The following is a 15043-nucleotide window of genomic DNA, read 5'->3' as shown; positions in this document are numbered from 1 at the left end:
ACCAATTGCCGATAGGGCAAACTACCAGCCGCAGGCCGCAAGGAAACGCCGGACGGTTTCGCGCATGCCGAATTCCAGCGCGTCCGCAGTGACCGCGTGGCCGATGGAGGCCTCTGCCGCCCGCGGGATGCGTCTCATCAGCGCTGGCAGGTTGGCGACCGTCAGGTCGTGACCGACATTCACCTGCAGCCCGAGAGCCAGCGCGGCATCGGCTGCTTTTCCCAATCTTTCCAGCTCGTTGGCAGCTTTTGCGGAATCGGAATGGCAGCTTCCGTACGGCCCGGTGTAGAATTCGACGCGGTCCGCGCCAAGCTCGCGCGCGATCTCAAGCCCTTTCGGATCGGGGTCGGCGAAAAGCGATACCCGCAACCCACTCTTCTTAAACCTGAGCACGATCGGGCGCAGAAAATCCGCCTGTCCGGCAAAATCCCAACCATGGTCGGAGGTCGCCTGCGACGGATCGTCCGGTACTAAAGTCACCTGCTCCGGTTCCGCCCGCTCGACCAGTTCAAGGAACTCCCCGGCGGGATAACCCTCGATGTTGAACTCGGCCTTCGGGAATTCGTCGTCGATCAGCGCGCGAATTTCCGGCAGGTCGGTGAAGCGCACATGCCGCTGGTCGGGCCGCGGATGCACTGTCAAGCCGTGTGCTCCAGCGGCAAGAGCGATCCGCCCCAGGCCTGTCACGCTTGGCCATGGCAGATCGCGCCGGTTGCGCAGCATGGCGATGGCATTGAGGTTCACGGAAAGTCTGGCAGGCATCGTCGTCTCTCAAAAGGTCGGTCCGTGACCGGTATAGCCCTGCTGACGGGAACAGAAAGCGGATTATTGTGTTCCAGACATTCCAACACCATCATGGAGGGACCCGATGAACATGCTCGAATCCGTTCCGGCAGTCCGCCGCATCGACACCGGCCGCCGCGACTTGCACGCCTTCGATGTCGTCGGGCACGTCTCTTCCGCCGATATTGAAAACCTGTTCGGCCTATTGGAGGCTGCCTGCGCCATCGACCCGCGCGTCGACGTATTGCTGCGGGTCGTCGATAACGAGGGCTTCGACTGGCGGGAGGTCTCGCCGGACACAATGAAGCAGGGCAAGGCGCTCGCTTTCCGCCATGTCCGGCGCTGCGCGGTGGTGGGCAACCGCGCCGGCTTGGCCGCGACGCACGGCATCTTCCTTGATACCAAGCCGGTCGAATTCAGGGAATTTCTGTCAGAGGACGAAGATGGTGCCTGGGACTGGATCGAGGATCAACCCGAATGACGCTTAGCGCACCACGGTCAGCCGCTCCGCCGCCCGCGTGATCGCCGTATAGAGCCAGCGTTCGCGCGTGTCCTTGAAGGCAAAGCTCTCATCGAAGAGCACGACCTCGTTCCACTGCGAACCCTGCGCCTTGTGCACCGTCAGCGCGTAGCCATAGTCGAAATCGTCGAACCGCTTCTTCTGCTGCCACGGGATCTCGGCGTCGGGATCCTCGAAAGCCGCCTTCAGCAGCTTGATCTTGGCGACGCCGCGGTCCGGATCGTCTTCCTCCGGCGAAACCAGGAGGTTGATGCCCGGCTTCACCGTTTCCCGCGCGGAGGTCATCACTTTCCACAGGGAGCCGTTGAGAAGGCCCTTGTTGGGATCGTTGCGCAGGCAGACCAGCTTGTCGCCGGCCTGCGGATAGTCGGCGGTAAAACCCTTGAGCTCGCGCAATCGCTTGTTGTAGCGTTTTCGCGTCCGGTTGGTGCCCACCAGAACCTGGTCGGCGCCCATCACCAGTTCCTGCGTCACGTCCTCGCGGCCGATGACCTGCGCGGTGCCATAGTCGCCGCGCATGAACTCCCTGCCCTCGCGCACGTCCAGCGCCAGCCGGATGATCGGATTGTCGCGCGCCTGCCGATGGATTTCGGTGAGCAGGAAATCCGGCTCATGCTCGGTGAAGAACCCACCGCCGGATATCGGCGGCAACTGGCCGGGATCGCCGAGCACCAGGATCGGCGTGCCGAAGCTCAGCAGGTCGCGGCCAAGCTGCTCGTCGACCATCGAGCATTCGTCGACGACCACGAGCTTGGCCCGCATGATCGGACTCTGCCGGTTGAGCGAGAAGGTCGGCGACATCGAGGTCTTGCCGGTCGTCTCGTCCTCCACAGCCTCCTCGCCGCGCGGCCTATAGATCAGCGAATGGATGGTGCGGGCGTTGGTCGCGCCCTTGGAGCGCAGCACCTGCGCCGCCTTGCCGGTGAAGGCGGCGAACTGCACTTGGCCGTCGACATGCTCGGCGAAATAGCGTGCAAGTGTCGTCTTGCCCGTGCCGGCATAACCGAACAGCCGGAAAATTTGCGGCTTGCCGGCCTTCAGCCAGCGCGCCACCGCCTTCAGCGCATCATCCTGCTGCGGAGAGAATTCCATGGACCTGACAGAGAGGATTCGAACGCACTTCGCAAGACCAGATCGGCAAGACAGGCCCGAAATAGGAACATACAAAGAACAAACAGTCATTGCAATCTGCGTGCGGTTATCAAATGTGGGCCGCAAATATCGGGAGCCGTCATCAGGTAGAAGCCTTGAGCGACGCCGGAAAGCCGCTAGTCTGGACCTGACACAGGGAATCTCCGGCTTGGCTCCAAACAGCACAATGGCGCTCACGCCCGATCTCGTCGCGCTCTGCGAACGCGTTGTAGCCGATCCCGGGCCTGAGCCGGACCGGCCGGCGCTGACCGACGCCGAGATCAAGGCCAAGGCTGTCCGCATCGACGCCGAGTGCGGCGACGCGCCGGTATGGCTGTTCGCCTACGGCTCGTTGATCTGGAAGCCGGTGTTCGAGGCCGCCGAATTGCGCACGGCCACCGCTGTCGGCTGGCATCGGTCTTTCTGCATGGACATGCGTCGCTGGCGCGGCTCCGACGAGCAACCCGGACTGATGATGGCCATTGTACGTGGCGGCACTTGCCGCGGGGTGGCCTATCGCCTTCCAGCCGAGGGCCGACGCGAGATCATCACCCAGATGATATCGCGGGAAACAAGTTCACCGGACGACCTGAACACCGTCCGCTGGCTGGACGTGAACACTGATGCCGGAAAAATCCGGGCACTCTCCTTCTGGGTGGGGCCGAAGGGCAGCTTCATCCTCGACAAGCTGCCATTGGAGGAAGCCGCGCGCCGCATCGCGCGGGCCTGCGGCCATGTCGGCTCCAATGCCGCCTATCTCTACAACACCGTCCTGAAGCTCGGCGAATTCGGAATCCGCGACCGTAATCTGTGGCGTCTGCAGGAACTGGTGGCGATGGAGATCACTGCGATGACGGCGGCGGAACCCCTCGCCGCCGTCGGCTGAGCGGCCGGCTACGGCCTCGCCTCGAACACCATGTTGACCGGCGTTTCCGTGGCCTTGCGGAAGCGGCTGAAGCCGGCGTCCAGCGCCACCTTGCGCAGGCGCAACTCGCCCGCTTGCGCACCGAGGCCAAGCCCCACCTCCTGCGACAGCGAGGCCGGCGTGCAGACCATGGTCGAGGCGCCGTAATAGATGCGGCCGATCGGGTTGAGGTTGTCCGAAAGCTTGTCATTGGCAAAGGGCTCGACGATCATCCACACCCCGTCCTTGCCCAGCGCCTCCTTCACATGCCGGCCGGCGCCCACCGGGTCGCCCATGTCATGTAGGCAGTCGAACATGGCTACGAGATCGTAGCCACGCGCCGGAAAATCCTTCGCCGACGCCTGCTCGAATTTCACCCTGTCGGCCACGCCCTCTTCTTCGGCGCTCTCCCGCGCCCGCGCGATCGACGGGGCGTGATAGTCGAAACCGGTGAAACGGGACTTCGGATAGGCCTTGGCCATCAGGATCGTCGAGGCGCCATGTCCGCAGCCGACGTCGGCAACCGACGCGCCTGCTTCCAGGCGCTCGCGCACGCCATCCAGCGCCGGGATCCAGCCGCTCACGATGTTGGCGTTGTAGCCTGGCCGGAAGAACCGTTCCGTGCCCCGGAACAGGCAATTGCTGTGCTCGTGCCAGCCGACGCCCCGGCCGGTGCGAAACGCATCGGCGATCTTCGGTTCGTCGAGCCACATCGACTGGACGACCTCGAAAGCCCCGGCGAAGAAGGCGGGGCTGTCTTCCTGCGAGAAGGCCGTCGCCTGCTCCGGCGTCAAGCTGAAGGAGTCCGTCGCCTCGTCATATTGCATGTAGTCGGCCGCCGCCTGTGCGGACAGCCATTCGCGAAGATAGCGCTCCTTGTACCCGGTCTTTGCCGCGAGTTCCCCGGCCGTGACCGGCTCTCCGTCCGCCATGGCCTTGTACAGCTCCAGCCTGTCGCCCAGCACGACCAGCGCCCCGGTGACGCAGGCGCCGATGTCGCCGATCAACCGACCGGCCAATGCGTCCAGTTTCTGTCCGTCGATTTCGCGCATGACACTCTCCACGACAACAATCGAGGTCGCGGCCATGAGCGGCCGAGGCCGACTGCGCACGGAAATGCTGCGCTCCCGCAGGAAGAGTGTCAATCAACCGCCGGTCGTGCCCGCTGTCGCCTCACGCCGGCTGCGGCTCGCCGATCCGGTCGCTGCGCGCCGGCCGGATCAGCAGCGACAGCGCCGCCGCGGCAATCGCCGTCATACCGGCGATCTGGAAGGCCAGATCGTAGTTGCCTTGCAGTTCTCGCATGTAGCCGCCGAAGAAGGCTGCTGCCGCGGCGCCGACCTGGTGGCCGGCGACGATCCAGCCGAACACCAGCGGCCCGCTGCGGTCGCCGAACGCCTCGTTGGAGAGTTTCAGCGTCGGCGGCACGGTGGCGATCCAGTCCAGCCCGTAGAACACCGCGAAAACGGCAAGCGCCCATGGTGAGAAGCCGGATAGCGGCAGGTAGATCAGCGCCAGGCCGCGTATGCCGTAATAGACGCCCAGCAGCTTTCGCGCATCGAAACGATCGGTGAGCCAGCCCGACAAGGTCGTGCCGATCAGGTCGAAAACGCCCATCATGGCGAGCAGGCCAGCCGCCTGCACCTCCGGAATGCCCATGTCGCCGCAGAAGGCGATGAGATGCGTGCCGACAAGCCCGTTGGTGGTGAAGCCGCAGATGAAGAAGGTCGCGAAAAGATACCAGAACACGCGGGTTCCCGCCGCCTTGCGCAACGTCGACAGCGTGTGTGTCAGGAAATTGCCGGCAACCGCCGGCGCTTCTGGCTCCGGACCATCGGCGCCGAAGCGTGTCAGCCCGATCGACGACGGCCGCTCCGGCACAAGCAGCCAGACCAGCGGGATCAGCGCCGCAGTGGCGATCGCCACCGTGATCGCCACCGGCTGCCAGCCGCCCCACTGCGACAGCGCCGCCAGGACCGGCAGGAACACCAGCAGGCCGGTCGCGGCACTGGCCGACATCAGCCCCATCATCAGACCGCGATTGGTCTTGAACCAGCGGTTGACGATGGTCGCGCCGAGCACGGTCGCGACCGCGCCGGAACCGACGCCGGACAGCACGCCCCAGGTCGCGATCAGGTGCCAGGGCTGGGTCATGAACAGGCTGAGCGCGGTCGAGCCCGACATGATGAGCAGGGCCCAGAGCAGCGTCCGCCTCAGGCCGATACGCTCCATGAGCGCGGCAGCGAAGGGGCCGGCAAGCCCGTAGATAAAAATGCCGACCGCAGCGGCCAGCGAGATCACGTCGCGCCGCCAGCCGAATGCGTCCTCCAGCGGCAGCATCATCACCGACATGGATGAGCGCAGCCCGGCCGCGATCAGCAGGCAGAGGAAGATGACGCCGACAACGACGAATGCGTAGCGCTGGCCGAAGGGACGAGAATTTGCTATTGCCATGTGACTCACCGGTACGTATCTTGATACTTGATACGTACCGTTCAGTAACATTGTCAAGCAGCCAGATCGATGAGCGACGAAAAAAAAGCTGATGCCACCGTCGAACACGAAGCACCCGGCCGGTCGCTGCGCGCCGCCGATCGCATTCTGGATACGGCCCGCAGGCTCTTTTACCTTGAAGGCATCCGCGCTATCGGCGTCGATGAGATCGTCAGGCAGGCAGGCGTCACCAAGCCCAGCCTCTACCGCAGCTTCGCGTCCAAGGATGAACTCGCGGCATCCTACTTGAGAGTCTACGACCAGGAATTCTGGAAGCGCTTCGACGCGGCGGTTGCCGCCCATCCCGGCGATCCCCGCAGGCAGATTTTTGTTTTCCTGTCGCGGGTTGGCGAGCGCGCGGTCATGGAAGGCTATCGCGGCTGCGGCATGACCAATGCGGCGGTGGAATACCCCGAACCGAACCACCCGGCCCGTGCCGTCGGCGAAAACAACAAACGCGAGTTGCGCCGCCGCCTGCGCGAGATGGCGGCCGGCATGGGCGCGGCCGACCCCGATACACTCGGCGACGGACTGCTGCTTTTGATCGAAGGCGCCTACATCAGTGGCCAACTCTTCGGACCGGACGGCCCCGCCGCCTCGGTTGCACAAAACGCCGACCGGCTGATCGAGGCAAGCCTGCCGCGAGGCAGTTGAAAGTCTCCGCGAGCATTCCTGTCGCTCACTCCCCTTCCGCCGCTGCCGCGGCAGCCTTCTTCTTGCGCGACCGGGTGACCAGGTTCTGCGCCGCCGCGGCAATCGCCGCCTCATCCTGCTGGACATGCACTGTCGGCGACGGCAGGACGATGCCGGCGTCCTTGAAAGCCTGTCGGATGCGCACGTAGAACTTGCGCTTCATGCTGAACCCCTCGCCGGGTTTTGTCGTCATCTTGATCCTGAGATCGATGCCGTATTCGCCAAAACCCTGGACGCCCTGCATCTTGATCGGCTCGATAACGGCAGCGGAATATTCCGGGTCCGCCGCCAGTTCCAGGCCGATCTTTTTGATCAGCTTGCGCGCCGCCTCCAGGTCCGTGTCGAAGCCGACTGTGATGTTGAACTTGTCCGTCACCCAGTCGCGGCTCGAATTCTGCACCGCCCCCAGTTCGCCGAACGGGATGGTGAACAGCGGCCCGCGATGATGGCGCAATTTCACCGAGCGCAGGCTGAAGCTCTCCACGGTGCCCATGTATTTGCCGCTGGTGATGTACTCGCCGACGCGAAATGCGTCGTCGAGCAGGTAGAACACACCGGAGATGATGTCCTTCACCAGCGTCTGCGCGCCAAAACCGATCGCCACGCCGACCACGCCCGCGCCGGCTATCAGCGGCCCGATCTGGATGCCCACCGACGACAGGATCATCAGGATCGCCATGATGACGATCGCAGCGAACAGGATGTTCTGCACGATGGGCAGAAGCGTGCGCAGCCGCGCCTGCTGCGGATCGACCGCGTGATGCTCCTCGCCGTCGGCGGCTGGCGGCGGCGTCATCACGCCCAGTCTGTGCCCGATGATGGCCTTGATGATGCTCCAGCCGAAATCCGCCGCGAGCGCGATCACCGCCGCGTTCAGTATGCCGCGCAGGATCAGCGTATGCGTCGCATCCGCGTTGCGCATCGACTGCATGTCGAGGCCCCACACATTGGCCAGCAGGTAGGCGGCGAGCACCACCAGCGCGATGCGGATGCCGCGGTCGATCACAGCCACGGTCACGGCCGGGACCGGCTTGGCGTCCGTGCCACCCTGCGGTGCGCGCAGAACGTAATGTACGGCCCGATGCATCATCAGGATGATCCCCGGCAGCGCCACGATCGCCACAGCGAACCAGAACAGGATGAACGCCCCGCTGGTTCGGATCAGGAACAGCAGGATGAAATAGACGGTGAGCAGCCATGTCGCCGCCGTCGGGCTGATCTGGCCCTGCGTGGCTCCGCCTCCCAGTTCCGCCTTGGGACGCAGCCACACCGCGCCGAGCGCGATCGCCAGCATCAGCAGGTCGATCGGAACGGCGATCGCCAGTACGCTATCCTGGTCGAAGCCGAGTGTCGGCAGCAGCGTGAAGGTCGCGGCGATGGCCATGAAGACGCCGGTCGCCACGCCGATCCAGCGATACCAGTGCATCGCCCGCGCGTCGGTCATCGGCAAAGCCCGCACCTCGATCGCATCCGCCACGCTGATATGCGGCGGCATCAGCGAAAAACGCAGGAAGGTGACCATCGCCCAGGTGACGATCGCCGCGGACAAATAGAGCAGCACGATCTCGCGCAGCAGCGGCGGCCAGTCGAACAGCAGGAAGGCGCCGGCGCTTCCCAGCATGAAGGCACCGACCTTGAGCAGCCCGAAAATGAACCGGCCGCCAAACTTCTTCGCCCTGCCCTGCGGCGTGTTCTTCGGCTGGGCGGTCGTCCATCGCCGCAGCCCGGCCGTCAGCCAATGGGTCAGTCTGGCAGCCGCCGCGCCCACCGCGATGAAAAAGGCGATCAAAAGGGCGATGCCGACAAGGCCACGATCCGCGAACTCCAGCATCATGATGGTGCGGGCGCGCTCTAACTCCTGCGGCAGGCGCGTCGTGGCCGCCGCGAGGCGCTGCAGATGCGTCTTCACACGGGCAAGCGCCGCCGACATCGGCGATTCCTGCATGCCACTGGCTGCTGCAGCGGCCTCGGGCTGAGGCGTGAGCGGCGCAGCCTGCGCCTGCTTCTCCACCCATTGCTTGATCGCCGGATCGGAAAGCAGCTGGATCAGCTGGTCGAGCTTTTCCTTGGGCGGAGCGTCCGCGGCGGCCGGTGGCGCCGCAGTCTGCGCCGAGGCCGGGATCGCAGCGGCAAACAACCCCAGCGCGAGAACGAACGCCAGTTTCAGGAAGGCGGCACGAACTGTCATGATGGTCGCTTTCAACACGGCTTCCTGCGCGCAATCGGACGTCAAGGCGCGATTCCAGCCAGCATATCGCGCACGTGCATCCGCGCAATGCTATGCGCGCTGCCAGGTCGTGATGAACTTTGAGCCGGATTGAGGCCTATCCGTCGTACATGCCCTATCGAGCTATCCCGCCAACGAACGCTGCGGATCGTTCTCCAGCAGGACCGGTTTTCCATGCGGCGTGGCATGTGCCGCGCGCTCCCATGCCGCCGCCAGCGCCTCGACTTCGGCAGGCGACGCTACGTCCTTCTTCGCCAGCAGCTTTTCAAGCGCCGCCAGCCAATGGTCGTAATAGTCGTGACCATCATGCGCGGCATCCTCGCGATGCACTTCGGCGCAAAGCGCCTCGGCCCATTCGCTCCACGAAAACACGCCGCCCTCGTTCAGCGCCACCACGAGCGCGAAAGCTTCCGCCTGCCAAGGCTCGGCAAAAACTGGTTCGTCGATCCCGTCCGGTAGCGCAAGCGCCGTTTCACGCCGGTTCAAGATAACTCTCCCAGGCGTCGATCGAGACGGTGAGCGTCGGGTCGGCGCCCTCGCCCCAGATTTCGCCGGCGGAAAACACCACCGTATAGACATGCTGCGGCTGCTCGCCCCCGCCATGCGCGTTGGTGTCGGGAAACACGTATCCCTCGCGCACCGCTTCGACGACGCCCGCCTTGCTCCGCGCATAACGCGGCAGCCGCGTGTGGCCGGTCGGATTGAAATTTTTCGTCCGCACCCGGTCGCCCGCCTTGAAGCGTGGCGTCGCCTCGACCGGCCGGTCGCAGGGCGCGCCCTTCGCCAGCACCGCTGCGACGTTCTCGGCCTTCAATACCCGCTTCGGTGTGGTCGCCGGCGACAGCGCCTCGCCCTTCGCCAGCTCCTCATCCGTCACGAATTGGTGGCGGACAAGCAGCCGCTCCAGCGCCTTGATCCAGATCTCGTAATAGCTGGACGAATAGTAGTCGGCCGGGTGCAGCGATTCCCGCATGTGCCGGCTCTCGTCGGTCGTCCAGGCGCCCATCGCGCCCGCCGAGATCGTGACGCCGAGCGCACGCTTCTCCCATTCGCCATGAAAATACGGCTCGTCCTTCTCGGGCGCGACCGGCCCGAACCCCATCTGGCCGCCGAGATCGTGCGGCCCGTTCATGCCGCCGGCTCCAGCGCCAGTCCGGTGCCGATCATCGAATCGCGCGTCACCAGATCGGCAAGCCGTTCCTCGTCCCAGCCTTCGGCACCGACCGGACGAAGCGGCACGACGAGATAGCGCAGCTCGGCGGTCGAATCCCAGACGCGGATTTTCCTGTCGTTTGGCAGAGTTAGGCCGAACTCCTCAAGAACCCCACGCGGATCGATGACGGCGCGGCTGCGATAAGGCGGCGCCTTGTACCAGACCGGCGGCAGGCCGAGCACCGACCACGGATAGCAGGAGCACAGCGTGCAGACGACGAGGTTGTGCGTCTTGTCGGTATTGAACACCGCCTGCATGTGCTCGCCCTGCCGGCCACTGTAGCCGAGCGAGGCGATTGCCGCCGTCGCGTCACGCCTCAGCCAGTCGGCAAAGCTCGCATCGCTCCACGCCTTCGCCACGACGCGCGCGCCGTTGCGCGGCCCGACCTTTGTCTCGTAGGTCTCCACGATGGCGTCGATCGCCGCCGGATCGACCAGCCCCTTGCGGGTCAGGATCGTCTCCAAGGCCCGCACCCGCGCGGCCATGGGATCGAGATCGTTGTCGTGATGGTGGTCGTGATCGTGGGACATGCCGTGAGTTTAGGATTGGTTCGGCGCGTAAACAAGTCGCCGCCAGCGGCGAGGAATTGCGCCAGCGGCCGGTGGCTCAATGCAGAGATGAGAGACGGCCCTATGCGATCCGCTGGCCGGATCGCGACGGCGAAAGCCCCAGCAGCCAGCCCGAAAACTGCTCCATGTAGATATAGATCACCGGCGTGATGAACAGCGTCAGCGCCTGCGAGACGACCAGTCCGCCGACCACCGCGACGCCCAGCGGCTGGCGCAGTTCGGCGCTGGCACCGGCGCCGAGCGCGATCGGCAGCGTACCCATGAGGGCTGCAAGTGTGGTCATCATGATCGGCCGGAAGCGCATCAGGCAGGCGCGGTGGATGGCGTCGTCCGGCGCCATGCCCTCGCGCCTGAGGTTCAGCGCCACGTCAATCATCATGATGCCGTTCTTCTTGACGATGCCGATCAGCATCAGGATGCCGATGATGGCGATGATCGACACGTCCATGCCGGCCAACATCAGCGCCAGCAACGCGCCGAGCACGGCCGACGGCAGGCCGGTGAGGATGGTCAGCGGGTGGATGAAGCTTTCGTAGAGGATGCCGAGCACGATGTAGATCGTCAGGATCGCCCCGCCGATCAGAAAACCCTGGTTGGCGAGCGAATCCTGAACCGTCTTGGCCGTGCCGGCAAAGGTGGTCGATATCGCCGGCGGCATGTCGATCTGTTGCTTGAGCGCGTTGATGCGGGTGACCGAGTCGCCCAGCGCCACGCCTTGCGGCAAATTGTAGGAGATCGTCACCGCCGGAAGCTGGCCGAGCTGATTGACCGTCAGTGGCCCGGCGGTGCGGTCGACATGGCCGAAGGCGCCGATCGGCACCAGGCTGCCGCTGGCGGTGCGCACGCGAATTCCCTGGATGCGCTCCGGCGTCCAGTCGATCTGAGGATCGAGTTCGAGGATGACCTGGTAGCTGTCGGCGGAGCCGTAGATAGTCGAAATCTGCTCGGTGCCGAAGCCGCCATAGAGCGTCGAGCGCAAAGTATCGGCGTCGATGCCGAGCGACGCCGCCTTGTCGCGGTCGATCACCAGCGTCGCCTGCAAGGCGTTGTTGGTGAGGTCGGTCGTCACGTCAACGAAGGTTCGGCGGTCGCCGCTCATCGCGTCCGCAAGCTTTTGCGCCCACAGATCCGTGGCGTCCGTATCCAGTCCTTGCACCACAAGCTGATACTGGCTCTTGGAAGCGCGCGTGCCGATGTTCAAGTTCTGCACCGGCACCATGTAGGTGTTGATGCCGGGTATCTCGGCAAGCTGGCGGCGCAGATCGGCAAGCACCTTCTCCAGGTCGGGCCGCTGGTCTTTGGGCTTCAGCTCGACGAACAGGCGGCCGTTATTCATCGGCGTCGACCCGCCTCCCCCGCCGCCGCCAACCGACGAAGCGATATTGCCGACATAGGGCGAGTGCTCGAAGACGTCAGCCACCTCAGCCTGCAGCCTGACCATGGCGTCGAAGGAAACATCCTGCCGCGCCTCGGTGGTGACCGAGAGCTGCCCGATGTCCTCCTGCGGGAAAAACCCTTTTGGCGATACCATAAGCAGCCAAACGGACAGTGCCGTCGTTGCGAAGAAGACCAGCACGACGAGCGGCCGAAAACGCAGGCAGACACGCAGCATCCGGTCGTAGCCGCGCAGGAAGAAGCCCCCTCCACCACGCTTCGCGTGGTCCCCCTTCCCCGTAAACGGGGGAGGATCAACCGGCTCCGCTGCGAATCCTCCCTTGCGAAGCGGGGGAGGGGGACCGCCGAAGGCGGTGGAGGGGGCATCCGTTTCTGCATCAGTCCCCTCCCCGGCCTTCTTCTCCACCCTGATCAGCCTAGAACACAGCATCGGCGTCAAGGTCAGCGACACGAACATCGAAGCAAGAATCGCCACCGTCACCACCACGGCGAATTCGTTGAAGATGCGGCCGACCACGCCGCCCATCAGCAGCACCGGGATGAACACCGCTACCAGCGAGATCGAGATCGAGACGATGGTGAAGCCGATCTCGCGCGCGCCCTTGATCGCTGCGTCGAAGGCCGACAGCCCCTCCTCCTCCATGTGGCGGACGATGTTCTCCAGCATGACGATGGCGTCGTCGATGACCAGTCCGACGGCCAGCGTCAGGCCCATCAGCGAGATGTTGTCGATGGAGAAGCCGAACAGATACATCGCCCCCAGCGTTGCGATCAGCGAGATCGGCACGGCAACGGCGGGGATGATCGTGGCCGTCACCCGCCGCAGGAACAGGAAGATCACCGCAATGACCAGCACGATGGTGAGGCCCAGCGTGAACTGCACGTCGGTCACCGCCGAGCGGATCGAAGTGGAGCGGTCGTTAAGCAGCTTTATGCTCGCCGCCGCCGGTAACTGGTCGTTGAAGGACGGCAGCATCGCCTTGACCCGGTCGACCACGTCGACGGTGTTGGCGTCCGGCTGGCGCTGCACGGCGAGCAGGATGGCACGCGTGCCGTTGTACCAGCTTGCCGTGGTGTCAACCTCGACCGAGTCGATCACCCGCGTCACCTCGCCGAGCCGCACCGGATGCCCGTCGCGGGTGGCGATGATCAGGTCGGAGAAGGCGGCCGCATTGTCGAGTTGCGTGTCGGCGGTGATGGTCAGTTGCTGGCGGTCGTTGGTGAGCGTGCCGAGCGGCGTGTTGCTGTTGGCGAGCGCCACGGCGTTCTGCAGCGTGTCGATGGCGATGCCGCGCGCCGCCAGCGCCGTCGGGTCGATCTGGATGCGCACCGCGAATTTCTGGCTGCCGAAGATCGACACCTGCGCGACGCCGTCGATGGTGGACAGCGACGGCGAAATCACGTTCTGGGCGAAGGCGTCGAGATCGGTGAGCGGCACCGTATCGCTGACCAGCGCCATCAGCAGGATCGGCTGGTCGGCCGGATTGACTTTTCGATAGCTCGGCGGGCTGGTCATTTGCGGCGGCAGAGTCTTCAACGTGCGGGCGATCGCCGCCTGCACATCGGCCGCCGCCGCGTCGATGTCACGGTTGAGCACGAACTGGATGGCGATGGAGGTCGAGCCCAGCGAATTGGTGGTCGATATCGAATCGATGCCGGCAATCGTGGCGAACTGTTTTATCAGCGGTGTCGCCACCGAAGTCGCCATGGTCTCGGGTGAAGCGCCCGCCAGTTGCGCCGAGACGTTGACCACCGGGAACTCGGCGCTGGGGAGCGCTGCCACCGGCAGGAACTTGTAGGCGAACAGCCCGCCCAGGACGAGTGCGAACGACATCAGCAGCGTCGCGACCGGCCGGCGGATGCAGAATTCGAAGATCATGGGCTTGTGCCGCCGGAGTTTGCCGAAGCCGCGGCGGGCTCGCTCTGCCCTGCCGTGTCGCCGGCCTTGCCCTCCCGGATCTTCACCCCCTCGGTCAGACGTATCTGCCCCTCGACCACTACCTTTTCGCCGCTCTTCAGACCCTCGCTGACGGCGCTGTTCACGCCCTGGTTCACCGCGATCGTCACCTGTCGGATCGTTACCGTCTCGTCGGGCTTGACCACGAACACGAACGGACCCTGCTGGCCCGCCTGAACGGCGACGGTCGGGATGGACACCAGCCCCGGCATCACGCCGGCTTCCACGATGATGTCGGCATATTGGCCGGGCCATAGCGTCAAGCCAGGATTGGGGACGGTGGCCTTCACCGAGATGGTGCCGGACGCGGTGTCGACGCTGGAATCGACGAAATCCACAGTGCCCGTGCCGATCGGCGTCGGGTCGCCGTCCTTGTGCAGCGTGACCGTCGGCGGCGATGGCGACGCCAGCCCCTTCTGCAGCAGGGCGAGTTCACTTTCGGGCAGGGTGAACTGCACCTCCAGCGGGTCCATCTGGGTGACCGTCACCAGCGCCTGTATGGCCGTGCCGCCGGTATTCGGGCCAACAAGGTCGCCGACCGTCGTGTTCACCTGCCCCAACCTGCCGGCGATCGGCGCGGTGATGGTCGCGAATTCGAGCTGCACCTGGTCGGCGTCGATCGCCGCCTGGTCTGCCGCCACGGTCGCCGCCGCCGATTTTTCGGCCGCGAGCGCCTGGTCGTAGGCCTGCTGGGTACCCGACTTGTCGTTGGCAAGGTCCCTCGCCCGCACAAGGTCGGCCTGTGCGCTGACCTGCAGCGCCTGGTCCTTGTCAAGCGTCGCCTGGTCGCGGTCGACTGCCGCCTTAAGCTCGCGATCGTCGAGCCGGATCAGCACGTCGCCGGCCGCCACCATCTGCCCGTCCTTGACCTCGATCGCGGTGACCTGGCTCGAAACCCGCGCGCCGACCTCGACCACCGCCGGAGAAACGACAAACCCGATCGCATAGCGACGGATCGGGAAATCCGCTGTCGTCGCCGTCGCCGTGGTGACGGTTGCAGCCTGCTGCCTTTGGCGTCCGCCGGTCGGGGCGGCATGATCGAGACCGATCATCTGGCGCACCTTGCCTAATGTCGACGGCGACGCGGCCAGCAGCGCCGCAACGGCGCAGGCAAGCAGGAGCATCGAAAACAAGGCTTTGCGACGCATCGTTCGGGGA

Annotated in this window: 13 protein-coding genes; 3 read left to right on the top strand and 10 right to left on the bottom strand. The window is 64.9% G+C overall.

Features of this window, described 5'->3' with window-relative positions:
- Positions 1-21: 21 nt before the first annotated feature.
- Positions 22-762 carry a pyridoxine 5'-phosphate synthase gene (locus tag ACSBOB_RS15030; RefSeq protein ID WP_442583188.1) on the bottom strand — a complete coding sequence of 247 codons (741 nt, stop codon included), beginning with the start codon at positions 760-762 and terminating at the stop codon, positions 22-24.
- A 106-nt stretch (positions 763-868) separates the two neighbouring features.
- Between ACSBOB_RS15030 and ACSBOB_RS15025 the strand changes: the two genes are divergently transcribed.
- The gene (locus ACSBOB_RS15025) at positions 869-1264 is read left to right on the top strand and encodes an STAS/SEC14 domain-containing protein (protein ID WP_442583187.1); all 396 of its coding nucleotides are present in this window, start codon (positions 869-871) and stop codon (positions 1262-1264) included.
- 3 nt (positions 1265-1267) lie between these two features.
- Here the strand turns inward: ACSBOB_RS15025 and ACSBOB_RS15020 are convergent, their stop codons facing one another.
- Positions 1268-2395: an ATP-dependent DNA helicase gene (locus ACSBOB_RS15020; protein WP_442583186.1), complete on the bottom strand. Its 1128-nt coding sequence runs from the start codon at positions 2393-2395 to the stop codon at positions 1268-1270.
- 208 nt (positions 2396-2603) lie between these two features.
- Between ACSBOB_RS15020 and ACSBOB_RS15015 the strand changes: the two genes are divergently transcribed.
- Entirely contained in the window at positions 2604-3320 is a 717-nt protein-coding gene (locus tag ACSBOB_RS15015) for a gamma-glutamylcyclotransferase (RefSeq protein ID WP_442583185.1), read from the top strand.
- An 8-nt stretch (positions 3321-3328) separates the two neighbouring features.
- Here ACSBOB_RS15015 and ACSBOB_RS15010 read toward each other — a convergent pair whose 3' ends face one another.
- Positions 3329-4390, bottom strand: coding sequence for a class I SAM-dependent methyltransferase (locus ACSBOB_RS15010; protein ID WP_442583184.1), 1062 nt, complete (start codon positions 4388-4390; stop codon positions 3329-3331).
- 121 nt (positions 4391-4511) lie between these two features.
- Positions 4512-5792 carry an MFS transporter gene (locus ACSBOB_RS15005; RefSeq protein ID WP_442583183.1) on the bottom strand — a complete coding sequence of 427 codons (1281 nt, stop codon included), beginning with the start codon at positions 5790-5792 and terminating at the stop codon, positions 4512-4514.
- Positions 5793-5861: 69 nt separating this feature from the next.
- Between ACSBOB_RS15005 and ACSBOB_RS15000 the strand changes: the two genes are divergently transcribed.
- Positions 5862-6485 carry a TetR/AcrR family transcriptional regulator gene (locus tag ACSBOB_RS15000; RefSeq protein ID WP_442583182.1) on the top strand — a complete coding sequence of 208 codons (624 nt, stop codon included), beginning with the start codon at positions 5862-5864 and terminating at the stop codon, positions 6483-6485.
- Between the two features lie 25 nt (positions 6486-6510).
- On the opposite strand, the gene ACSBOB_RS14995 is transcribed toward ACSBOB_RS15000, so the two are convergent.
- The 6 genes from ACSBOB_RS14995 to ACSBOB_RS14970 form a co-directional block, all read right to left on the bottom strand.
- Positions 6511-8712, bottom strand: coding sequence for a mechanosensitive ion channel family protein (locus ACSBOB_RS14995; RefSeq protein ID WP_442583181.1), 2202 nt, complete (start codon positions 8710-8712; stop codon positions 6511-6513).
- A gap of 162 nt (positions 8713-8874) precedes the next feature.
- The gene (locus ACSBOB_RS14990; RefSeq protein WP_442583180.1) at positions 8875-9237 is read right to left on the bottom strand and encodes a nitrile hydratase accessory protein; all 363 of its coding nucleotides are present in this window, start codon (positions 9235-9237) and stop codon (positions 8875-8877) included.
- A complete protein-coding gene (nthB, locus tag ACSBOB_RS14985; protein WP_442583179.1) occupies positions 9224-9883 on the bottom strand; it encodes a nitrile hydratase subunit beta in 660 nt (219 codons plus the stop codon). Before nthB ends, ACSBOB_RS14990 begins: the two co-directional genes overlap by 14 nt.
- Positions 9880-10494 carry a nitrile hydratase subunit alpha gene (gene nthA, locus ACSBOB_RS14980; protein ID WP_442583178.1) on the bottom strand — a complete coding sequence of 205 codons (615 nt, stop codon included), beginning with the start codon at positions 10492-10494 and terminating at the stop codon, positions 9880-9882. The genes nthB and nthA overlap by 4 nt, the downstream gene beginning before the upstream one ends.
- Positions 10495-10594: 100 nt before the next feature.
- A complete protein-coding gene (locus tag ACSBOB_RS14975) occupies positions 10595-13807 on the bottom strand; it encodes an efflux RND transporter permease subunit (protein ID WP_442583177.1) in 3213 nt (1070 codons plus the stop codon).
- The gene (locus ACSBOB_RS14970; protein WP_442583176.1) at positions 13804-15033 is read right to left on the bottom strand and encodes an efflux RND transporter periplasmic adaptor subunit; all 1230 of its coding nucleotides are present in this window, start codon (positions 15031-15033) and stop codon (positions 13804-13806) included. Before ACSBOB_RS14970 ends, ACSBOB_RS14975 begins: the two co-directional genes overlap by 4 nt.
- Positions 15034-15043 lie beyond the last annotated feature (10 nt).

Source organism: Mesorhizobium sp. KACC 23794 (genome assembly GCF_052180275.1).
In the GTDB taxonomy this organism is placed as follows: domain Bacteria; phylum Pseudomonadota; class Alphaproteobacteria; order Rhizobiales; family Rhizobiaceae; genus Kumtagia.
The sequence above is the reverse complement of the archived record's forward strand: the minus strand, read 5'-3'. Positions and strand labels throughout refer to the sequence as shown.